We start from the raw sequence: 22,608 nt of genomic DNA, 5'->3' as shown, positions 1-22,608 counted from the left end.
ATCAATGGAAATAATAACTGTCAAAGAAGGCGACTACGTATCTCCAGCCTTTGTTACCAAAGATGAATGGAAGCAATTACTTTCTAATAAAAATATAATGAAGCGTAGCTATCTAGATGTCTTAATAGCGTTTTATTTAGAACCTGGTCATAAATCCACCTGTAAAGCTCTTGGTGATAAGTACGATCTACACCACAATACGTTTAATGGTGCTATTACTCAATTCGGTAAACAGGTTCAAAAAGAACTGAATAGATTTCAGATTGTCAGCAATGAAGGTGGTCAAATTTATTGGCGTATTGTCATGACAGGTAGATATGACTCTAGCAATTTATTTGAGTGGAAAATGCGAGATGAGCTGGTAGATGCAATGGAAGACTTAAACTTTGTAGACAATAACTATAAAGATATGGAGATGACATTGAGTCAAAACAAACAATATGAATTTACTTGGATACCAGCCTTCAAAGCAATTTCGGATTGGCTGGTTGATTTTGAAAACAAGCAAGAAGATTTAGTCGACATTCTCATAGCGATTGGGATAGATAATGGGCTTCAGGATCAATTAATAAAAAACGAAAAAAGCAAAGTCAAGGTCATGGATCCCTTCTCATTTTTTTCGTTAATAATGAAGTATGGTGAAACTCGAAGCCTTGAAATCCTTACAAAATTACTTACTAAGCTAGAACTACAAAATCTTATACCAACTGACTTAAATGGTTTGCCTAGATCAAATCCACAGAAGGTCTGGATGTTTCCATACGGTTATATACGAAAGCCAGAGTACATCCCTATGCTTTGGCAGATATTTCATCAAGCGCGCGCTCATAATGTTGATGATGACTTATTCAACTCTGCTATGGATATTCCAGGTACTGCTTTTACCAAACTTACCCAAAATCTATTTTACATAGACCCATCAAAGTATTTACCTGTTGATAGTCAAACTCGTCCTTGGCTTACTTCTAAGAACATTGATGCCCCTAAAGACGGTTGGCTTAACTATCAAGAAACCATGGATAACGTAGCCTCAAAAACCGATCAGACTTTCTATGAGATTTCGTATGAAGCATGGTTATTAAATAAAAATAAGAATAAAGCTAAAACCTCTAATACTGTTTCATCCAAAAGTACTGAATATGGGATCGATGACGATTATATACCACAGCCACTAAACAGAATCTTATACGGCCCTCCTGGTACAGGTAAAACCTATAAAACAACAGAACTTGCTGTGGAGTGTATTGAGCCCGAATGGTATCAAACGTTGGTGCTTAAGGACCTAGCAGATGATGAAAAGCGTATCCTGCTGAAGCAAAAGTATGATGAGCTAACTAGTAAAGGGCGCATTGCATTCACAACCTTTCATCAAAGCTTTGCCTACGAAGACTTTATTGAGGGCATTAGACCTACCGTCAATAAAGGACCTGATAACCAATCAATAATCAGCTATGACGTTATACCAGGTATCTTCAGGAGTATATGCAGTTTGGCCGATACCAATGCGAAAGAAAGAACTGGATCAACGCAGTCAGTTAATATTGATGGTAAGAAAATTTGGAAGTTGTCCCTTGGTAATACACTAGAAGACGAGGGTGAAGATATTTTCAATGAGTGTATTGAGAATAACTATATCCTTCTAGGCTGGGGCGAAGATATTAACTTTACGGGTTGTGAGAATAGAAAGCAGGTCGTTTCAAAGTTTGAGTCTACCCGTAACATCTCTCTTTCGGATGACCCTTACAATTATCTAGCAACTGCCGTTAATAGCTTTAAGAACGTCATTAAAACTGGCGACCTAGTAATTATCTCCGATGGTAATCATAAATTTCGCGCAATAGCAGAGGTAACTGGAAACTATGAATTTCTAGACTTGTCTGATCGTATAGGCTACCAACAGTCAAGAAAGGTTAAATGGTTACGAGTGTATGAAACAAGCCTTCCGAAAGAAAAGCTATTTGAAAAAGCGCTCTCTCAAATGACTTTGTATAATCTTAAAGACAGTACGATTAACCGAGATAAACTTAAAGAGCTACTTACTGTACATTCAACTGAAAGCTCAGTTAATAAACCTCATTTAATCATAATCGATGAGATAAATAGAGGTAATATTTCGCGTATATTTGGTGAGCTGATTACATTATTAGAAGCTGATAAACGCAAAGACGGGAGCGATGCCCGCGAAGTTACGTTGCCCTACTCTAAGGAGAAATTCTCAGTACCTTCAAACCTATACGTACTTGGTACGATGAACACTGCGGATAAATCGTTGGCGCAAATTGATTTCGCGCTACGCCGTAGGTTTGAATTTATTGAGCTACTACCAGAACCTAAGCGCTTGGAGAAAGTAAGAATTTATAACGTTTCAGTATCTGAACTACTTGAAGTGATAAATCAACGTATCGAAGTATTATTAGATCGAGAGCACACTATAGGTCATGCTTACTTCTGGTCACTTATGGGCCTACAATCAGATGAAGAAAGAGAAGAAGAGCTCGCCAGTATATTTGAGAACCGTATTATTCCTTTACTACAGGAGTATTTCTTCTCAGATTGGGAGCGTATTGGCTGGGTGCTTAACGACCCTGCAAAAGACAGTAATGATAAATTCATTCAAGTTGATAACTTAACACCCGATGTTAAATCGCTGTTTCATGATAGTGTGACCGACCAAATTATGGACAGACGTTATCGTATCAATAATGAGGCTTTCAATCGTGCCAAAGCATATGCAGGGATTGTCTCTTCTAATCTACAGGCTGAATAATGCTAAAACATATTCAGGTCAGAGAATACGCTAGGCTCACTACTGACACCTCGGCTAGTCCTACCCCAGATTTAGCAGTCATAAAACCCGATACTTTTAACTGGCTAGTGAGCTTAAGCGAACAGCCAAATTCTGGTAGATTTATTAGCTTTGAAAAACCTGACTGCCTGAGGCTGCATTCTTATGTAGGGTATCTACAAAGTCCTGCTGGTGAAGGTATAGAAGTCTTACTTAAGATAAGTAATTCAGAGTATGACCCACAAAACGGCAGAGCTGTATTGTGTAAGATGCTGTGCTCAGCGCTACACCTTCCCTACAAAGAAGCTCATGCAGCTCAGCTCACCCGCATGAACCTACCTATACATGAGTGGATTTACCATCAATTCTTAGCTCAACTAAACGGATTAGTTGCTTCAGGCTTGCGGTTTGACTATCTAAGAATAGAAGAAGAAAGTCGATTCATACGTGGTCAGTTGAACGTTACTGCTCAGCAGCGTCAACCTGCTGAGCGTGCCCACCTTTTTCATATAAGACATGATATCTATCATCCTAATCGTTTAGAAAACCGTCTTATGAAATCTGCACTAGATTACATCCAAGATAACTGTCGTAGTCCTGAAAACTGGCGTCTGGCAAATGAGCTATCACATATATTAGACCCTGTTCAAAGCCTTACCAATCCCTTGAATCTAATGCCTAGATGGTCCAATAGCAAAACATTGGATAACTATAGGGATATAAAACCCTGGTGTGAAATAATTCTGGAAAAAATGAACCCTCACTTCCAAAAAGGCTTACATAGAGGTATCTCTCTACTGTTTCCAATGGAACGTTTATTCGAAGAACACGTTGCTGCTTGTCTGAAAAAAATGGTTACGTCTCCATGGCAGCTTAAAACTCAAGCCTCTAGTAAGCACATGATTGAAGCAAGAGACAAGCTGTCTGATACAGATAAAAACCGCTTCTATTTAAAACCAGACTTACTGATTGATCATCGTGGTGAGCACCGCTACGTGATGGACACAAAATGGAAGTTAATTAATAGCTCTAATAGTCAAAAAAACTTTGATCTGAGCCAAAGTGATATTTATCAAATGTTTGCCTACGGCCATAAGTATCTATCTGGTAATGGTGATTTGGTGCTTATTTATCCTAAGCATGATAAGTTTACCTTACCCATGCCTTACTTTAAGCTAGCTAGTGATTTACGACTTTGGGTAATTCCATTTTGTGTGGAGTCTAATAAGTTGATTAGTGGAGAATGGATGAATCATTTTTTGACATTAACTTTATCTTAATTCTTTCAGTAAAAGTATTGTTAGTACATTTAAAATAATCGGTAATGCTCTGCAGGTATGCTAGCGACAAAAGTGAATAAAAACCTAGGCTAAGCTCTCTAATTCTACAAAGACCTCAATATTTGTTCAAAACCTAATCGACATGCTTTCTGATACATCACCAAATCGTCTACTTGATGAAAAGCTAATCCACTACAAGTTTATGCTAAATCAAGACTTTAGTGGCCTGTCCATACTTTACAGAATAAAAGTTGATACATACTAGGATTGATCGAAAAAATAAGACAGCTTAAGTTGTTTAGCCCTTCTGAGAGCTTCCTAAATATAATATAAATTTATTCCTCCTCAGCATATATTGCTTTTAAATGAAAAGAGTTAGGCTCATCAGTCATACTTGAGCAGTAATATATATTTTCACCAATATTAGGTAATAATCTTTCAACAGCATCTGCTATGTAGGCAAAAACTTCTATTGGTAAGCTTTGAACGCTTTCCATTCCAATAAACAACCCTTTAGTATGGTGTGCTTTTGATAATTGATTCACAAGCTTATGTGTCGTTACTTTTACTAAATTTGATTCAGAGTCACCTATGGCGCTTGCTTGAACGAATTGGAATAAATTACTACATTCAAATAGGTTTTTGATATCTACAACATCTATACCGATGATGGTACTTGCAGCGTTCACATTGAGTAGATCGGTAACAGCTTTTACTTCATCAGGCTGACATTTAACAATACCCTTGATAATATCTAAGCGATCAAAATCCATATCATCTATCTGTAATCCCACTAAAAACCAAGCTTCTGACTTCTCTTTTAGCTCTAGTAGCGCCTGCTCATCCCAATCCTCGCTGATAATAAAGCAACCAATAACCGACCTAGGGTAACGATCCATAATTCGTTGGTAGAGGAATGCATTAGGTGTGTCATCTATATATGATTCGTCCATATGATATTTCATTGCTATACTCACTGATAATTAATATTTCTTGGTATGGTTAGAAGTATCAAACTTTAGCACTAGTTAAATCATATTCATTTTTATTGCTGGTCATTGATTTGCTTTAGCATCTTGATAGTGTTTATATCGTAACTGCCAGCGAAGAACTGGTATAAAAGCTGCTCAAATACAGACTTATTACCAGCTGCAAAGGCAAACAACGTTAGCGAAGACTGCAGCTTCAGATTGTCCGGTGAACCAAAGATATCTAAAGCGCTTTTGTCAGGGTGCAATAGTAGTAATTCAGCGCACTCTATTAACCGTGCTCCAAGGACCTGATGCTGCAAATACGCTTTCGCTTGCTCCAGACTCCCTATTGCAAATCGTCGAGACATTTTACTATGCCCTAACCCTTTAACCTGTGGAAAGATAAACCACATCCAATGCGTGCGCTTACGACCTTGGGTCAGCTCTTCAATCACTTGTGAATAGATAGCATTTTGAGCTTGGATAAAATCATCAAACAAATCTTTATCTATTGTTGTCATTTTTCACACTCCTTATGATTTAATTAATGATCATTTGCCTACCTGCCACACTCACAACGTAGCTCAAACTATATTTGTATTTAATGCTAGGCTAACCTGTCACATATATCGTCCCCATCCAGCAATGGTCAGGTTTATCAATCATCCTATTGCCGTAAAACACTTCTGAATCGTCAGAAATCCGACTTTCAACCGCAGTTGTGATACTAAAAAACTCATCAAGAGATAGTTTATGATCGCTTTTAATATCAAGCATCATATACTGGGTACTAAGACCTTCAGGAATTTGATTGAGCAGATGATTAACGGTACTCTTTATTTGTTCTGCATCTGGTATGCCCGTTACCCTAGCTTGTATAAATTTAGCAGGCTTTTCAGCCCCGCAGGATCTTTTGATATCATTAACATCTATACCAACCTTATTCCGATCAGATAATACTGATTCAAATACAGTTATTACCTGCGCAACTTCATCCGCTTTGCAAATAATAATCCCGTCTATAACCTCGAATCTATCAATTTGCTTATCTGTGGTTTGTAGCGCAAACAATGTGCAACCGACTTGTTGTTGTAGATTTAGCAATGACTGTTCATCCCAGCCATCTTCTATAACGATAAACCCAACCTCAGACAAGAGGTAGCTATCTGATTGTGGCGTATATAAAGTAGCTAAAGGTATGGGCTCTATCTGAAGCTCATCATTACATTTTTCATTTATATCGTTTTTTATAGTCTGTTTATCTTTAAAAATACTATCTACTGTCATACTCGGCTCCTTTTTAAAGTGAAATCGTTAATTACTGTTATAAAGCTGCATCCCACTTTCTAGGCGCTCAAGGATAACTACCTTTAGCTCTAGTAGTTCAATGACGACGGACAATTGCGACATACTTACCAACCAATCTTGCAGACGAGTAGTATTAGCAACCGTAGCGCTGACTTGATTCCAATTGTCATCGATAATAGTAATTTGCTGATCTATCGATAAGGGACGCTCATAAAGATGCTGACAGGCATACCTTTGCACCTTTTAAATCAATTTAATTTGGGTATCGTCGGTCGGCTCTAACCTACCTAGTTTGCAGTATATTTATATAGCATCTCCCAAAAGAACACTGTTTGCTCGTTAATGATATCGATACTAAAGCTGGATTCAATATAAAACCGTGCCGTCTTGCCACTAATATTCTTTCCCCATGCTGGCACCCGAATTAATGCATCACTATAGAAAATATCGTTAAAGACTTGGTTTAAGCCAATCAGATCATTCTCTAGATTTTTACGCTCATTCGTACAGTTATCAAGATTATCACCGTAGTTTTGCATAAGCTCTGTCAGTGATACAGCATTCGCTTCACTCCGAGGAAGGCTTTGATATAAAGCAAACAGACGTGCTGACTTTGTATAGCTGGCGATTGGATGTGCAGGCATAGTAGCTTCTCTATTAGACTGATGAAGTAATCAACTCGTTACTAAACAAAACGAACCAATATCGCGGTGCCATTGTCATAAGCATTGCCATCAGAGTCATAAACTTGGTTCTTGAGATTGATTAGCCAAGCTTGTAAATCCGTTTTAGCACTGATAAGTTGCCATTCATGACTCGGCACTAAGTCATGAATGCCATCCGTACAAACCATGATACAATCGCCGCTATTAATATCGATCTTGCAAAAGCTCCTTTCTGGCGCTTCACCGCTTAAGTAACTGTCATCAGCCGTCAATGCAAAGCATTCAGTGATGCTATATAAACTCCCTGCCATGCCCTCTCGGCTATAGTCTGCAAACTCCGCTTGGCGACCTTGCTCTTGTGCCTGCTGGTCAATAAGTTCGTTCAATAGATTATGGTCGCGAGTTAGGCACTGCCACTGTGATGCACCTTTCGATAACTGATAAACACGACTGTCGCCCACATGCGTTATCGTTGCCTTTCTGGTTTCAGCACTATCTAACTCACAGACAACCATCGCGAGGGTTGCCGCCGCGCCATGACGCTTAGATGAATGCTTGGTTTGATTAATCAGCTGATGAATACTGTCTGAGCAGATATTCTTCTGATCGTTCCATAAACTTCTGATTGCTTTTACCACCGCTTTTGAGCAGTGCTGCGAGTGATTAGAGCTTGCCACCACTGCTAAACCAAAGGTAATGCAACTGGTGTCACTGCCATCACACCTAGATCTTCTTGATACCAACTGCCTAAAAAGAAAAAACATCTTGCTGCAGGGTATTACTGGCATTACCTAGAAATGTAATTGCGCAAGCTTGTACGATCGAAAGAGTATCTTTTAAAGAACCATGATTAAGAGAAGCAATCATGATGGCAGACACATATGTTTGTCATAGAGGCTAGTATATCTAACTACCTATAATTTTATTTTCTAGGTTGTTTATTATTTGAATCATACTACTATTTTAAAAGTAGGTAATATGATTTCCATCAAAAAACTCCTCTTCAAACCAAAATTCTAAAACTTCTTTAGGAATTGATGAGAAAGCTCATAACCCATAATTTTAACTCCAATCCCCACATTTGTGCTATATTTTTCATTTTCAAATTCATAGTTGATGGTGAAGTACTTGAAGATATAAAAACCCCTAATCAAAATGCAGTTATGGCTAATAAACTTTGTGAGGTAGTTCGAAGATTTACTGAAGCTGATAATACAGCTGTGCATGTGTCGATAGCCGGTGGACGTAAAACAATGGGCTACTATGCTGGTTATGCGCTGTCACTATATGGCAGACCACAAGATAGGTTATCACATGTGCTGATAACTGAGGAGTTTGAGAGAGCTGTAAACTTCTTCTACCCTACTCCTCGTTCATCTCTCGTTTCTGATAAGAATGAAATTGTCGTTGGTGATGCTAATAAAGCAGAAATATGGCTCGCCGAGATTCCATTTGTAAGAATGCGAAGCTTGCTTGATGAAGAAAGTATTTTATCCAATAAAGGATTTTCTGAAATAGTTGAGACTATTGACAAGTCTTTGAAACCAATTCAGTTAAAAATAGCAAATAACGATGAGCGAAAAATTTTCATCGGTACAGACTATTGCAAGTTATCTCCTAAAGAATTCAGCTTATATATTGTAGCAGCTGAATTGAAATTGCTGGGTAAGACTTTACGTTACCCTTCAAAAGACATTAAGGAAGACACCATTGATCCTGAACACATGAAAATGTTTAATGAAATATACGATCAACATAAATCTAAAAATGTGGTCGATGAGGTGATCGTAGATTATGATTATTTTTCAAACACCCTATCCACCATAAAAAGAAAGTTCAAAAAAGTATTCGGTAAGAACCTCGCCGAACAAATCATGATTCAAAAAGATACTCAAGCAGGTGGCTTTGGAATTTTAGTTCCTGAAAAAAGCATACTAGTTACTAATTAGTATGCTCAATTCAGAATAAACAATCAAAGCAGACTCTCTTATTAATATATCGCCCTTCAAGATGGTAATATATTGATAAGTTTTAGTTAGCAATTTTTCTATCTGCTCATACGCATAACTATAAGTATTTTTCCTATTAGATCGTATTATATTTATGAATTTTTGTTAAAAAGAAACATCAAATTCTATAATTTCTTCAATAAATTTGGCTTCAATAGCGGACAAAGCACGATGCTTGTGCCAAAAAATATACACAGGTATATCAGCAATCCCATCTTTCGGGGGCAAGCGTCTAAGCTTAGATACTAGATGAGTAGCAGCAACAAAATGATCCGGCAAAGCACCTATGCCATATCCAGTGTAAATCAGTCGTACCAGCTCATCTAAATTATTTGTATAAGCACTAACATGACCAGTAAAATCATGGGCTTCTTTAAATAACGTTATTGGTGAAAGAACATCACCAATAGCTTCGCTATTAAATGCAATAAAATTTTCTTCTAATATATTACTAATGCTCAGATCTTTTACTGAGAACAAAGGATGGTGATATCCACAATATAGGTAATAACGTTGATTGAAAAGTATCTTTTGATTGAGAGTATCGGATGTATGCTTTGCTAAACAAATACCAATAGCAGGGTTTTTCTGCTTCAAGTCATTCAAAATATCTGTACTTGATTTGACCGTCAAATCTAACGTAATATTCGGATATTTTTTTTTGAAATATACTAAAAAATCATTATATTTGGGGTTATGAAGTCGGCTAACGACTAATAGTTTAATATTACCTTCCAGAAGATGTAGATTACTGCCCTTCATCGCTTCAATAGAAGTAATCTCTGTAAATATCGTTTGAGCAACTTGAAGACAATAACGACCGATCGGCGTGAGCTCTAGCGGCTTAGTATTACGAATAACAAGCTGGTTTTCGAGTTGATCTTCAAGCTTTTTGAGATTTTGGCTAACTGCAGATTGTGTAATGTTTAGACGATCAGCCGCCGCACTAATACTCCCCTCTTCACATATAGCAATTAATACGTGGAGTAATGTCCAATTTAAATTGTCTGCTAACTTCCGTTGTATCATAGTAATTTCAGCACTTATATTCTAAATATATTGATATGAAAGGTCTGCCAAAGGTATGGATGAATTAGTCTTCGCAATATATACTTAGTCTCCGAGTCCTCAACTCACCTCTCATTATTGTCATCAGTCCATAATACAATATAGCTAGAGATAGTGAGTCAATATAAATGCTGACTTATTGTATGGCTTGTCATAACACCTCTTTGTCATAACAAAATAATTAACACCTAAATTGTTAGCTCATTAAGAGCTGTAATCATATGCAGCACAAAAAGAAGCCTAACACTTAATGTTAAGCTTCTTTTTGAAGGCATTGAACAGTTTTGCCAGCTTGCCTTTATAAATTTAACAACTTGACATAAACAATTATTTTGAAATAATTATCTGATTAGTAAAATTATTAAGGATTTAACTCAGCAGGATCAGTAATCACATCCATTACCACAGTTTTGCGATCGTTACTTACAACTCGCATGGCCTCTGCCACTTGCTCTTCGACTCGCTCATTACTATCTACTGTAATACCATGAGCACCAAAAGACTGCGCCATCAAAGCAAAATCAGGGTTTTGAAGCTGTGTACCCGACACACGATCCGGATAATGAGCCTCTTGATGCTGACGAATAGTGCCAAACTGACCATTATCCATAATAATAATTAAAATAGGAGCTTTATAACGTACCGAAGTAGATAATTCTGCCTCGTTCATCATAAACTCACCATCGCCAGTAACAACAATAGATAAACGTTCAGGAGACTCTAATGCAGCAGCGATGCCCGCTGGCACACTATAGCCCATTGCCCCATTCCTACTGCTTAACTGACTTGGAAACACTTTTGTTGGTAGAAATTTCTGCGCCCACAAACAATGGTTGCCTGCACCAAAACTATACACAGCATCCTCTGGAATAATTTTGACCAACTTTTTCATCACCAAAGTCATACTGGCACACTTTTCATGACTATTAGAAGAAATAGTCATTTTTGGGAAAGCGCTGTCTTGACGCTGTTGTTCATGACAGTGCTTGAACCATGAAAGACGTGGCTGAGCATCAATTTCGTCAAGTTTATATTCAGCAATTGCTTTTATAAAACTAATAGGACTTGCGGCGATATGAGAAGTGGTAGCGCCGCTATGACCGCGTAAGCTGGTATCTAAATTGACAACATAATTGACTTGATCGAATGATTGACGCAAGGTGTAACCATCACTAGCCACATCGCCAAGCACAGTACCTATTGTCAACAACACATCCGCCGAATTTAGTAATTCTGCACATTCATCTGCTCTACCATATCCTAAGTAACCTGCATGAGCGGGCGAATCAAATGGGATTCTGTCAGAGGCCCGCCAATCATGTATGATGGGAATATGATTATATTCCGCAAACTTAGTTAATTTTTGACATGTTTGAGCGTCCCAATTTTGACCACCAACAAATATTAAAGGTTTTTTAGCCATTGATAGTGCATCAATTATTGATTGCAGCTCTAATTGTGTAACTGTACCTTTAGCGACAGGGATAACAGGGTGCTGCTGATGTTCAAATGGCTGCTGAATAATATCTTCAGGTAATCCAACTACAACAGGTCCTGGTCGACCCTCTAAAGCAGCGTGAAATGCTTTGGCAACAATTTCTGATGCCCTAGAGACTTCGTCAAGAATGAATACTCGTTTACATTGACTACCGAACCACTGTATCGGATCAAACTCTTGGAATGACTCACGCTGCCTATCAGCAACTGGTATAAGTCCAACAAATAATATCAGTGGCACACCATCCTGCCAAGCCGTATGAACGCCAGTATAAGCTTGCGCAGCGCCTGGACCACGGGTCACCATGGCAATACCAGGTTTACCTGTAAATTTACCATGTGCATCAGCCATATAAGTACACGCAGCTTCGTGACGACAAACAATGGTTTGAATATCAGAGTTATACAGGCCATCAAGTACAGCTAAATAACTTTCACCCGGCACTATAAAAGCTCGATCTACTCCGTGTTGTTTAAGACTATCTACAATGGCTTGACCACCATGTTTTAGATCACTCATTTTTTGCCCCTAAGTGACTTCAAATAATGTTAGCCACAACGTTATTATATAAATTGTGAATTATCTGACTATCCTATGAGACCCCTTATTCGAATAATCATAGGACAATCACTTTAAATACTAGTTATTGCTTCTGAATATTAAACACTAATTGAGCAAATAATTTATTAGTTACTAAATATTACTACTATTATCACTAGTCATTAATGACACAAAAATAACTAATAAAACTGAAATTGGAAAACCTATAAATATAGGATGCAAACCAAATGGATGTCCCAGTATTTGCCAAATTACCGCTACAATTAAACCAACCCACATGGCCACTATTCCACCTAATCGAGTCGCTTTTTTCCAAAATAAGCCAGCAATGACTGGTGCTAATAAACTTGACACTAACATAGCTGCACCTGTCACCCATAAACCAACTAATTTCGGGATAGATAAGGCTAGTAGTAAAGAAAAAATTGAAACTATCAGAACTGAAAGGCGACTATATTTTAACAAGCGACTATCAAGGTCTGTGCTGTCCTGTAGTCTTGGTTTGATGATATCGTTTATAATTGAAGAGGCACCAGCCATACAGAAAGAGTCGGCTGTTGATATAACAGTTGCAAGCAGTGCAATAATCATCACTACAATCATTGGAAAACTAAATACGTCTCCAATTACTATATAATAAGTGAGACTAGAATCAATTTCTCCTAAATTCAACCCAAAGCGGGCCATAACACCAATAGTAATAATCATGAAAGCGGTTAGAGCACCTAAGACAACAGCTATCCAATATCCGTTTCTAGCTATTTTAGCGCTGCCAGCAGCCCAAAATCTTTGCCACAAGTCTTGTCTAAGGAACTGATAAGCCCCAATAGTTAATAGATAAACAAACACTTCAGAAGGAGAAATACCAAGAATACTTAAAAACTCACTTTGGTTAGCAAGTGTGGCTTGTTTAGATACTTCTTGCAAACCACCAGAAGCCAATATTACGGTTACAAATAAGACAAAAATACCGATTGTCTGTATTGTTCCATGAAAAGCGTCTTGCCAAATCACGGACTTCATTCCACCGTAATAGGTCTTTAACGTAAGTAGAACCCAACTAATCAAAATGCCAGTTGTTATATTTAACCCCATTGTCAAATTAAGTATTGTGGCAATAGCGGCAAATTGCATTCCTGTCAGCGCACAGTTTGCAACTAAGACACTTACAACCGTAGGAATTCTAGCCCCCTCACCAAACCTTAAAACAGTGTAATCTGCAATCGTCACCATTTGATACTTTTCGCCAATTGCCCGAATTTTCTTTAAAAAGAACGCCAGCATCAGCACGCCTGAAATGAAAATCGCGAAATTTAGCCATTGTTGTCCCATTCCATATAAAAAGCCATTCTGCATAAAACCTAATAACGTCGCACCACCAACCGCAGTGCCTACAAATGTTAAGATAAGAGGAAAGATCGATACAGATCTTCCTGCAACGTTATAATCGTCATATGTCTTAATACTTTTCTTATTTATATAAAACGATACACCAAATAAAAATAAGAAATATATAACTACTAAAGAACCTAAAATCAGACTTTCATTTGAACTATACATAATCGACTTCCCTATAGATTGTTGCATATCTTGCAGTAACAATGACTTCAATATGAATACTGAAACAACTGACCACTTTTAGAATGGAAGCTCTTATATTGAACATCCTAGTTATATTATTAAATTGAGTAACTTTCCTAATAAATCCTTCATATAAATAATACTTAAGTATTCACTAATAACTGATCGTTGCTACGTTTCTTCTAGAGATAAACCCTGACAAAACTAATTTAATTTTTACCACTGCTTATGGTAGCTGTCTCTAAAACAGCATGTAACAACACATTAGTGCCTGCGACCGCCCATTCAGAGGAAATCTTTTCATTTTCATTATGCGATATACCATCTACGCAAGGACACATAATCATCGCAGAAGGCGCTACATCTGCTATCCAAAAGGCATCATGTCCAGCACCAGAGCAAATATCAGTATTCGAGTAACCTAACTTACTAGTTGCATCACGAATTATCTTCACTAGCTTAGGGTCAAAGGCTACAGGCTCTTTGTGCCCTACTACCTCTATAGAACAGCCCACATCAAACTCTGATGATATTTGATGCACCCTAGCTTTTATCTGATTACATAACTTATCGAATTTATCTTGCGAAGCTCCCCTGATATCTATAGTAAATACCACTTTACTTGGAAGGACATTGCGAGAGTTTGGAGAAACATCAATCTTTCCAACTGAAACTGCGGTATTAGGTTGATTGTCCATGACCAAATTATGAGTAACATGAATTATTTTGGCCATTGCCAAGGAAGCGTTTGACCTCATTGTCATGGGTGTCGAGCCAGTATGTGCAGCCTTACCTGTCAGCGTCACTTCAAGAGCAGCCAGACCTTGACCATGTGTTACAACCCCTATCAACTTATCTTCTGCCTCTAAGATGGGACCTTGTTCAATATGATATTCGTAATAAGCATGTATCTCAGGCTTACCTACGGGCATATCGCCCAGCCAACCTGTACGTATTAACTCATCTTTTATACTAATACCGTCTGGATCTGTACAATTGTATGCGTATTCGAGATCATATTTACCGGCATAGACGCCTGATGCAATCATAGACGGTGCAAAGCGTGAACCTTCTTCATTTGTCCAGTTTGCGACGACGATTGGGTGTTTAGTTTCAATGTTATGTTCATTAAGTGAACGCACAACTTCTAATCCAGCTAAAACGCCTAAAATACCATCATATCTACCACCCGTAGGCTGCGTATCGAGATGAGAACCTATCATGACAGGTAGTGCGCTTGGATCAGTACCCTCTCTGAAGGCAAACATAGAACCAAGTTCATCGATTTTTACGACCATATCTTCAGTTTCACACCAATTTTTGAAAAGGGTGCGACCTTCATTATCTTCATCTGTTAGTGCCTGTCTATTGCTGCCACCAGCAATACCTGGACCAATCTTCGCCATATCCATCAAAGATGCCCATAAGCGACTCTCGCTGGCAGTAATCTCAGTATTTTTAATCATTTTAGTCCGACCTTTAATTAGGTTCTAATTTCGCTAGATAGCTCAATGAACAATCGATCATTAACTACAGCTACTCACTTATTATTGATGATTTTTTCTGCAGTAAATCCAGAGATGAAAGCTTGTAAGTTTTCATTGAGCTTTTCTATGCAATACCCTCCTTCGACCAGCACAATGACCGGTTTGTTTATTGCTTGGATTTTTTCTGCCAAAATTTTGAAGCCTTCAGTGCTAACATGACATTTGGCTTGTGGATCATCTTTATAAACATCAAACCCTAAAACATGAACAATAACGTCTGGGTCAAAGAGTTTTAGAGCGTCGATTGATTGATCGACGTAATGAAAAAATCCGGATTCATCTGTGCCATGTGGCATTGGAAAATTGATGTTATATCCATAGCCCGCCTCTACACCTCGTTCGTGCTCATGACCTGCGACTACTGGATAAAAATTAATAGGACTGCCATGTACAGACGTATATAACACATCACTACGGTCGTAGAATAACTCCTGAATGCCCTGACCGTGATGCATATCCGTATCTATGATGGCAATTTTTTGAAATTTCTGACGAAGATGTTCAGCAATGATGGCAGCATTATTTAAATAACAAAAACCACCTGCCGCGCTCTTGCGAGCATGATGCCCTGCAGGTCTGGTTAGACATATTTGTACCTTATTCTCATTAGAGTTCTGATGATCTGCATCATTCAATAAGCACTCAGCCGCGTTGAGAGCCGTTTGAGCTGACCAGTAAATAGAATCCCACGAATGCTCACCGATAGGGGCACTACCATCCGCTTGATATTTGGCGGCTTTTGCCAAAATACCTAAGCCATCATTATTATTTGGCATATAGATAGTAGTCTGGACCTCTTCACCCATGTCTTCGTCTACCGCTATCCACTCACTATAAGCGTTCTTCAAAAAGTTCACGTACCCCAAATCGTGCACTGCTAAAATCGGGGCGATACCTATCTCTTTAGCCATCGTGATTTTCAAGTTTAGAGCTTCTGGTGCTTTTAAAAGCTCAGTCAAACGCTCAGGCTTTTCTTGCGGCTGACGCATTTTCCCTCGAGAAAAATAGCTTTTCGGATGATGAAGCATTTGATTTTCGTGGTTATAAATTTTCATTTTGAACGTTTCCTTGTTTCTAAATTACTTAAAAAGTATATTAAAAATCCTAATACACTCACTAAAGTATATTTGGCTACACCCTATGGGAGATGGCTATATTTAATAGGTTTTACTTGTTTTTCTCTAATATATGTTGCTGAAAAGTCACAGTCAAACGTTATAAATTAATAGCATATATAAGCATAGCTAATATCTATAAAGTTTATCTCATAAGAAACTGATTAATTAAAATTACAATTGAAGTTGTGATTAGAGATTAAAAAAAGAATATACGTGAAAGCACCTAAACGTCATTAGTGTGTTATATGAGAAGGTGCTGTTTGAGCTATGCTGAAGGTGGGTATATTAAAGGTGGTTATCCGACCGATGGCTGGGAAAATGAGATGCAATATGTTGCGCCAGGTAGTGAAGGGCGACCTTACGATGTATTTTCGTTAGATGCTGTTTGAGCTATGCTGAAGGAACTTTACAATTAAAATTGCAAAACTAAGCTTATTAACCGGAGTTTGTCATGACCAAAAAATCAGAACATAAAATGACAAATTTAAAGCCAAGGCTGTCAAGAAGATAGCCATATCGGAAAAGAATAAACGCCAATTTATAATGTTCGAAGAGGAACGAAGGATATTAGAGGATAAAGCGAAGCACTGTTTCGCCCTGATTCAAAACAAAAACTATGCTCGTAGTGTGATTAGCATTAAAAAGAGTTTGGTCTATAGATCACCAAGCAAGGTATGGTCTGACTTTTACCATCAGGCTGCGCAACTAAAATATCCTAGGTTTAACTGTACGGATTTGATAACGGAGGTCAGACAATTTGAGAAAAGCAGCATTTAAACTATCATTTTAGTTACTTACGGTATTATTTACGGTATTTTTATTGGCCGAACTTATAAAAGCATTATTTATCATAAGCTTAATGTAGTAATTTGAATTCTGGTGGGCGCACCAGTTAAGATATGAGTAGTACCGATTAAACCCTTGTAAGCCTTACGCTACAAGGGTTTTTTATTGCGTGTCGATAATACACCCTGACCTTCCATACCTTAACGATAGAGGTATTCTAAGAGGTATCGACTAACACTTCTTAGAACACCTTTAAAATATCTGAAATTATCAAGGCGTTGACTAACTCACCACCAAAATAAGCGACCATACAGACCTTATAGTTTTATATTAATGCATAGAAAAAAATCACCCTAACTGTTCAAGTTAAGGTGATTTTTTATGGTGTTTGCAATATTGATAATAGCTAACTATCTAATCTCTAACTTAGAAAGAAGTACGGCGATAGTTACGATATTCAGGTAACCAAAAGTTCGCTTTTAATCGGCGTTGTAAGTTCTCCGATGTAATAGGTAGTGCTAGCTTATCTTGAGCCGCTTGCAATGCCACTGCATACGCTATTTTTTCACTGATCTCTCTGATAACTTTGATCGGCGGTAAGATGGCACCAGGTGCTTTTTCGTATTCCATTGATATATCTGCAAGGGCTTGGCTTGCTGCCGTTAGCATATTATCACTGATACCTGTCGCACGTGCTGCTAAAACACCTAGACCAATACCAGGGAAAATATAGCTGTTATTACACTGAGAAACCTCAAAAGACTGACCGTTATAAGTGGTATGAGGAAACGGACTACCCGTCGCAACAATGGCCTTACCTTTACTCCAATTCATGACTTCTTGCGGTGTTGCCTCCACACGAGACGTTGGATTTGAAAGTGGTAGTACAATTGGGTGCTCAGTATTAGCACATAGCGATTCGATCACTTCTTGGGTGAACAGACCTTTTTGTCCGCTAACACCAAATAATACGGTGATTTTTGCTTGTTTAACCACTTGCGCTAAGCCGAGTTTCTTACTTTTATCCCAGCTTGCAATAGCTGATTCTTTTTGTACTAACGGTTCTTGGAATTTTTGCAGCTCTGTCATGCCATCTGTTAGCAAGCCATAACGGTCAACCATGAACACTTGACTACGAGCTTGCTCCTCAGTCAATCCTTCACGCTGCATTTGGCGAATAATATGCTCAGCAATACCGCAACCCGCAGATCCTGCGCCTAAAAATGCGATATTCTGTTGGCTAAGTTTTTGACCTTTATTTAGACACGCTGCAATCAAAGTACCAACCGATACCGCAGCAGTTCCTTGAATATCATCATTAAAGCAGCATAGCTGATCACGATATTTATTCAATAACGGGGTCGCGTTTTCCTGAGCAAAATCTTCAAATTGCAATAATACTTCTGGCCAACGGCGCTTAACGGCTTGAATGAATAAGTCCACAAATTCATTATATTCATCGCCAGAGATGCGCGGATTTCTCCAGCCCATATACATAGGATCATCAAGCAATTGTTGGTTATTGGTGCCGACATCCAGCAAAATAGGTAGACAGTAAGCTGGGCTAATACCACCACAAGCCGTATATAAAGACAACTTACCGATTGGAATACCCATACCACCAATACCCTGATCCCCTAGGCCCAATATACGCTCACCGTCAGTAACAACGATCACTTTGACGTTTTGTTTGGTGGCATTTTGTAGCATATCGTCGATTTTGTGACGCTCAGGATATGAGATAAACAAACCACGTTTACGACGATAAATTTGCGAGAATTTTTCACACGCCTGACCAACGGTTGGGGTATAAATGAGCGGCATGACTTCTTCGATATGCTGCTCAATGAGATGATGAAACAAGGTTTCATTGGTATCTTGGATGTTACGCAAGTAAATATGCTTATCCATCGCATCAGTAAATGAGCTTAGTTGATGATAAGCACGTAATGATTGCTCCTCAATCGTTTCAATATTATGAGGTAATAGCCCCGTTAAATTAAAGCTACTACGTTCTTCTGATGAAAAAGCACTACCTTTATTCAATAAAGGTGTCTCTAAAAGAGCGGGTCCAGCAACAGGAATATATAAAGGACGCTTGTTTGACATAATGTAATCTTCTTATTAAAGGCATATGAGTGAAAGCCATACTAAGTGAGAGCTATGCTAGTGCTGCATTATACATAGCATCGACTGGTATTTAACAATAGATAACAAAATCATTTTGAATAAATGTACTTCTGAACTCGAGGTGACTGATAAATTTATCTAGAAATGATAAAAAAGCACCACCAATCGGCAGTGCTTCTGAGGATGTATTGAACAATTTATAATGGACAAACACTGAACTACTTAGCTACTTAGCTACTGATAAATAATCAGCCCATGGCCAGTTTTAAATATTAGTTATAGAGTTCAGTTATAAACAACACGAGCAATTGCGTTTGGTTTTCGACATTTTACCAATACCCGGATTAAAGGTATTGGTTGGGTCTAAGCTTGCATAAAAGTTCTGCAAATCAGGTTCCGCTTCGTATAGGTGTCCGACATTATGCTCAGCAGGATATTTGGCTCCGCGTGCGCTCAGTAGCTCTAACATCATCTTTTTAACAAGATCTGCATCACTACCCTTCTTCAGAATATAGTCTTGATGAAATACATAACAAAAGAAGTGTCCGTAATACAGCTTCTTTTCTAAGTGTTGTTCAATGTCTTCAGGTAGGGTTTCGAGCCATTCTAATTCGTTACGTGGTATAGCAATATCCAATGCCAATATATCGCCGACGTCTTTTTCATGTATGACTTCATACCTTAGTGCGGCACCTGCAGCTGCAAAGCGATGTAAAAAGGCGCTTTCCGATTCTTCTTGACTACATTCAAAATAGTTACCCGTATTTGAAGCGTCGAAAAATACCTTCAGAAAATCCTGTGCTTCTGCTATACCTTCATCACTCATTTTTAAGATGAGATGATGCTCATATTGGTCGCGATACTCTAGCATTCGCTTCGGTAAATGCTTTGGAAATATATTGGCGATGAACTGCATGACTTTGTCAGTGAAATGCTTTGGCATCCATGGCCATTTATGGAATTTTGCATCCATAGCGCCTTTGATAGAAAATAGTCTAGGTAAGGCGTTGGTACCGAGATGCTTAATACTCAGGAACGTGTCTTTTCCGTATTTAGCAGATACATCAAATATATCACGATGCATATACTCACCCACTTCAGGGATATTATCGAAGTTTGATAATATCTGTCTTCTAAGCTGTGCAAGCTCACTCACACTATTGGTACCTATGTAGAAGGTTTTCTCTCTTGCAGCGGTTGGATAGGTATCAAGACGCACTGCAAATACCGCCAGCTTGCCAGCGCAGCCGCTTGCTTCATACAGTCTTCGCTTGTCAGCATTGAAACGACTTGGCGTACTTGCATTAACGTCTTTGACTCTGGCGATATATTCTTTGTCAGATGCGAGCTTACCAGTATCAGGTAATGCTCTTTTATCAAAGTTACCTGTTTGCAGGTTAGTGAGTATTTCTTCTGGAGTATCACCCAATTCTACATCTAGGTGATTAACCAGCACTAGCTGACCGTGCTTGTCTATTTGGGCAAACAAAGCAAGTTCGGTATAAGCAGGACCTCTTTTAACCAGTGCCCCACCAGAATTATTAGAGACACCGCCAATAATTGACGCACCCAACGTCGATGAACCGATGACCGAGTGAGGCGCTCTATTTACGGCTTTAAGCTGACTTTGCAACTGGTGCAACGTGACGCCAGGTAAGCTAATCACTTGCTCGTTATCATTCACCAAATACAACTGATTCATTGCAAGGGTGTTAATCACAACCACTGGTCTATCGTAGTCATTACCGCTCGGCGTTGAGCCTTCAGTCAGCCCTGTTTTTGCCGCTTGCATGATAATAATGCAGTCGCCTTCCACACATATTTCTAGACTACGCCAAATCTCCAGCAGTGTTTGTGGAAACAGAACAGCCAAAGCATTGCCGCCACCAGAGCGCCACCCCATTCTATAGTGTTCGTTTTTTTCTGGATCAGCCTGTACATTACTGGCTCCCAGTAAATGAGTTAGCTTGTCTAACACTTGCTCAGGATGAAGTCTGTCTTGGTCTTGATGCGTTATGTTTGATGAGAAAAGGTTTGATGAAGCTCTATTTAATGACGGCATATGACGCTCTTTATTTAGTGATTGTGTGTCACTCATGACGCTAAAGACCCTTAAAAACCAAAAATATAAATGGCAGCCATGACGATAATCCCGCAGAACAACACATAATAGATGGTAGGTAAAATAGTGATTAGAACCTTTTAAACTGTCTTACACAGTAATTGCTCACCAGTGTATCGATTAAATATTCAAAATTCCCTAAAATATTCTACGCCTTGTCAATACATTGATATATTGCATCAAAGGATAATGTTATTTTCTTTTTTTGCTATAATCTAAAACCTATTACACCAATTGGGGAACAAGTATGGGCAAAGCTGACGATATGGTTTTATTCGTCCAAGTGGTTGATGAAGGGTCATTTTCTCGGGTCGCTGAAAAGCTGTCATTAACGAATTCAGTGGTAAGCAAACGTATTGCAAGATTAGAAGAAAGCTTAAATGCACAGCTGCTTTATAGGACAACCAGAAAGTTAAGCTTAACCGATGCAGGAAGGACGCTTTATAACAAAGCTAAAATCGCTAAATTTGCCTTTCAGGAAGCTGAAAATGCCGTTACAGGCTATGGTGAGGACATGAAAGGCAACATACGTATAACCATGCCAGCGGTCTCTGCAAATCTAATATTGAGCGAATCCATTGCCGAATTCTGTAAACAACACCCAGAAATATCAGTAGATTTACAGATTACCAATCGATTGGTTGATTTGATAGAAGAAGGATTTGATCTGGCGATAAGGACAGCAGAGCTTGAAGACTCATCACTCATTGCAAGACGTCTTATAGATAGCCAGTGGGTCATATGTGCGACACCAGACTATTTAGAGCGACACGGTACACCTCAAACCCCTGAACAATTACGGAGTCATGAGTGTTTGGTCTATAAGTTTGATCATACGGCGAATGGTATATGGCCGCTATATATAGATGGCACGGAGCAATTGCTTCCTGTACAGGGTCGGTTTCATAGCAATCATCTTAATGCGATTAAACAAGCGACTCTCAGCGACCTAGGTATTGCCTTTTTACCACAAGCACTTGTTTATGAAGAAATGCAGCAAAATACGCTCACTCAGATTTTGCAGCGCTTTACACGAAAGAAAATGGGCATGTATGCGGTTTACCCCAAGGCACGGCAACCGGACCAAAAATTGAAACTGCTTGTGTCACATCTGCGAGAATCATTACATCAAAAACAGGCTTACTACTGCTAAGTAATAAGCCTGTTTTTCATATGAAC

At 38.6% G+C, this 22,608-nt stretch carries 17 protein-coding genes and 1 pseudogene; 5 read left to right on the top strand and 13 right to left on the bottom strand.

The genetic code is table 11. The features are described 5' to 3' along the window. The first annotated feature begins 4 nt into the window (after window positions 1–4). Both ACQKC9_RS00125 and ACQKC9_RS00120 read left to right on the top strand, forming a co-directional pair. Complete coding sequence (locus ACQKC9_RS00125; protein WP_427620040.1) at window positions 5–2,767, top strand: AAA family ATPase; 2,763 nt, start codon at window positions 5–7, stop codon at window positions 2,765–2,767. Then, window positions 2,767–4,065 carry an McrC family protein gene (locus ACQKC9_RS00120; RefSeq protein ID WP_427620039.1) on the top strand — a complete coding sequence of 433 codons (1,299 nt, stop codon included), beginning with the start codon at window positions 2,767–2,769 and terminating at the stop codon, window positions 4,063–4,065. Before ACQKC9_RS00125 ends, ACQKC9_RS00120 begins: the two co-directional genes overlap by 1 nt. Window positions 4,066–4,400: 335 nt before the next feature. Here the strand turns inward: ACQKC9_RS00120 and ACQKC9_RS00115 are convergent, their stop codons facing one another. From ACQKC9_RS00115 to ACQKC9_RS00090, 6 genes are all read right to left on the bottom strand, one after another. After that, window positions 4,401–5,018 carry a hypothetical protein gene (locus tag ACQKC9_RS00115; protein ID WP_414559909.1) on the bottom strand — a complete coding sequence of 206 codons (618 nt, stop codon included), beginning with the start codon at window positions 5,016–5,018 and terminating at the stop codon, window positions 4,401–4,403. Window positions 5,019–5,110: 92 nt separating this feature from the next. Next, window positions 5,111–5,557 (bottom strand): DUF1810 domain-containing protein, encoded by a 447-nt coding sequence (locus ACQKC9_RS00110; RefSeq protein ID WP_427620038.1) that lies wholly within the window; start codon window positions 5,555–5,557, stop codon window positions 5,111–5,113. A 91-nt stretch (window positions 5,558–5,648) separates the two neighbouring features. Further along, window positions 5,649–6,323 (bottom strand): hypothetical protein, encoded by a 675-nt coding sequence (locus ACQKC9_RS00105; RefSeq protein ID WP_427620037.1) that lies wholly within the window; start codon window positions 6,321–6,323, stop codon window positions 5,649–5,651. Between the two features lie 27 nt (window positions 6,324–6,350). Beyond that, complete coding sequence (locus ACQKC9_RS00100) at window positions 6,351–6,584, bottom strand: hypothetical protein (protein WP_414559906.1); 234 nt, start codon at window positions 6,582–6,584, stop codon at window positions 6,351–6,353. A gap of 47 nt (window positions 6,585–6,631) precedes the next feature. Then, window positions 6,632–6,988, bottom strand: coding sequence for a hypothetical protein (locus ACQKC9_RS00095; RefSeq protein ID WP_427620036.1), 357 nt, complete (start codon window positions 6,986–6,988; stop codon window positions 6,632–6,634). A 41-nt stretch (window positions 6,989–7,029) separates the two neighbouring features. Then, entirely contained in the window at window positions 7,030–7,686 is a 657-nt protein-coding gene (locus ACQKC9_RS00090) for a PP2C family protein-serine/threonine phosphatase (RefSeq protein WP_427620035.1), read from the bottom strand. A gap of 360 nt (window positions 7,687–8,046) precedes the next feature. Between ACQKC9_RS00090 and csm6 the strand changes: the two genes are divergently transcribed. Next, window positions 8,047–8,958, top strand: a complete 912-nt coding sequence (gene csm6, locus ACQKC9_RS00085) for a CRISPR-associated ring nuclease Csm6 (protein ID WP_427620034.1) — start codon at window positions 8,047–8,049, stop codon at window positions 8,956–8,958. A gap of 165 nt (window positions 8,959–9,123) precedes the next feature. Here the strand turns inward: csm6 and ACQKC9_RS00080 are convergent, their stop codons facing one another. The 5 genes from ACQKC9_RS00080 to ACQKC9_RS00060 form a co-directional block, all read right to left on the bottom strand. Beyond that, the gene (locus tag ACQKC9_RS00080; RefSeq protein ID WP_427620033.1) at window positions 9,124–10,047 is read right to left on the bottom strand and encodes a LysR family transcriptional regulator; all 924 of its coding nucleotides are present in this window, start codon (window positions 10,045–10,047) and stop codon (window positions 9,124–9,126) included. A 400-nt stretch (window positions 10,048–10,447) separates the two neighbouring features. Continuing rightward, window positions 10,448–12,103: a thiamine pyrophosphate-dependent enzyme gene (locus ACQKC9_RS00075; protein WP_427620032.1), complete on the bottom strand. Its 1,656-nt coding sequence runs from the start codon at window positions 12,101–12,103 to the stop codon at window positions 10,448–10,450. A 174-nt stretch (window positions 12,104–12,277) separates the two neighbouring features. Next, window positions 12,278–13,705, bottom strand: coding sequence for a sodium:solute symporter family protein (locus tag ACQKC9_RS00070; protein WP_427620031.1), 1,428 nt, complete (start codon window positions 13,703–13,705; stop codon window positions 12,278–12,280). A gap of 230 nt (window positions 13,706–13,935) precedes the next feature. Then, the gene (locus tag ACQKC9_RS00065; protein WP_427620030.1) at window positions 13,936–15,192 is read right to left on the bottom strand and encodes a Zn-dependent hydrolase; all 1,257 of its coding nucleotides are present in this window, start codon (window positions 15,190–15,192) and stop codon (window positions 13,936–13,938) included. 74 nt (window positions 15,193–15,266) lie between these two features. After that, window positions 15,267–16,328: a histone deacetylase family protein gene (locus ACQKC9_RS00060; RefSeq protein WP_427620029.1), complete on the bottom strand. Its 1,062-nt coding sequence runs from the start codon at window positions 16,326–16,328 to the stop codon at window positions 15,267–15,269. Between the two features lie 326 nt (window positions 16,329–16,654). On the opposite strand from ACQKC9_RS00060, the pseudogene ACQKC9_RS00055 reads away from it, so the two are divergent. Next, window positions 16,655–16,780 (top strand): annotated as a pseudogene (locus ACQKC9_RS00055) (type II secretion system protein GspG); the annotation flags it as partial. Window positions 16,781–17,603: 823 nt separating this feature from the next. On the opposite strand, the gene ACQKC9_RS00050 reads toward ACQKC9_RS00055, so the two are convergent. Together ACQKC9_RS00050 and dld are read right to left on the bottom strand one after the other, a co-directional pair. After that, window positions 17,604–19,286, bottom strand: coding sequence for an NAD-dependent malic enzyme (locus ACQKC9_RS00050; RefSeq protein WP_101205849.1), 1,683 nt, complete (start codon window positions 19,284–19,286; stop codon window positions 17,604–17,606). A 310-nt stretch (window positions 19,287–19,596) separates the two neighbouring features. Next, window positions 19,597–21,405 carry a D-lactate dehydrogenase gene (gene dld / locus ACQKC9_RS00045; RefSeq protein WP_427620028.1) on the bottom strand — a complete coding sequence of 603 codons (1,809 nt, stop codon included), beginning with the start codon at window positions 21,403–21,405 and terminating at the stop codon, window positions 19,597–19,599. A gap of 271 nt (window positions 21,406–21,676) precedes the next feature. Here dld and ACQKC9_RS00040 point away from each other — a divergent pair, with 271 nt between their 5' ends. Then, entirely contained in the window at window positions 21,677–22,582 is a 906-nt protein-coding gene (locus ACQKC9_RS00040; protein ID WP_397478042.1) for a LysR family transcriptional regulator, read from the top strand. Window positions 22,583–22,608 lie beyond the last annotated feature (26 nt).

Origin of the sequence: Psychrobacter sp. NPDC078409, from assembly GCF_050268505.1 — a bacterium.
Classification (GTDB): domain Bacteria; phylum Pseudomonadota; class Gammaproteobacteria; order Pseudomonadales; family Moraxellaceae; genus Psychrobacter.
Note: the sequence above shows the minus strand (reverse complement) of the source record. Positions and strands in the feature narration are given on the sequence as shown.

Excerpts from the sequence above, each read along its gene's own strand:
- ACQKC9_RS00125 (WP_427620040.1), top strand. The coding sequence starts at position 5 with ATGGAAATAATAACTGTCAAAGAAGGCGACTACGTATCTCCAGCCTTT.
- ACQKC9_RS00120 (WP_427620039.1), top strand. The coding sequence starts at position 2,767 with ATGCTAAAACATATTCAGGTCAGAGAATACGCTAGGCTCACTACTGAC.
- ACQKC9_RS00115 (WP_414559909.1), bottom strand. The coding sequence starts at position 5,018 with ATGGACGAATCATATATAGATGACACACCTAATGCATTCCTCTACCAA.
- ACQKC9_RS00110 (WP_427620038.1), bottom strand. The coding sequence starts at position 5,557 with ATGACAACAATAGATAAAGATTTGTTTGATGATTTTATCCAAGCTCAA.
- ACQKC9_RS00105 (WP_427620037.1), bottom strand. The coding sequence starts at position 6,323 with ATGACAGTAGATAGTATTTTTAAAGATAAACAGACTATAAAAAACGAT.
- ACQKC9_RS00095 (WP_427620036.1), bottom strand. The coding sequence starts at position 6,988 with ATGCCTGCACATCCAATCGCCAGCTATACAAAGTCAGCACGTCTGTTT.
- csm6 (WP_427620034.1), top strand. The coding sequence starts at position 8,047 with ATGAGAAAGCTCATAACCCATAATTTTAACTCCAATCCCCACATTTGT.
- ACQKC9_RS00080 (WP_427620033.1), bottom strand. The coding sequence starts at position 10,047 with ATGATACAACGGAAGTTAGCAGACAATTTAAATTGGACATTACTCCAC.
- ACQKC9_RS00075 (WP_427620032.1), bottom strand. The coding sequence starts at position 12,103 with ATGAGTGATCTAAAACATGGTGGTCAAGCCATTGTAGATAGTCTTAAA.
- ACQKC9_RS00070 (WP_427620031.1), bottom strand. The coding sequence starts at position 13,705 with ATGTATAGTTCAAATGAAAGTCTGATTTTAGGTTCTTTAGTAGTTATA.
- ACQKC9_RS00065 (WP_427620030.1), bottom strand. The coding sequence starts at position 15,192 with ATGATTAAAAATACTGAGATTACTGCCAGCGAGAGTCGCTTATGGGCA.
- ACQKC9_RS00060 (WP_427620029.1), bottom strand. The coding sequence starts at position 16,328 with ATGAAAATTTATAACCACGAAAATCAAATGCTTCATCATCCGAAAAGC.
- ACQKC9_RS00050 (WP_101205849.1), bottom strand. The coding sequence starts at position 19,286 with ATGTCAAACAAGCGTCCTTTATATATTCCTGTTGCTGGACCCGCTCTT.
- dld (WP_427620028.1), bottom strand. The coding sequence starts at position 21,405 with ATGAGTGACACACAATCACTAAATAAAGAGCGTCATATGCCGTCATTA.
- ACQKC9_RS00040 (WP_397478042.1), top strand. The coding sequence starts at position 21,677 with ATGGGCAAAGCTGACGATATGGTTTTATTCGTCCAAGTGGTTGATGAA.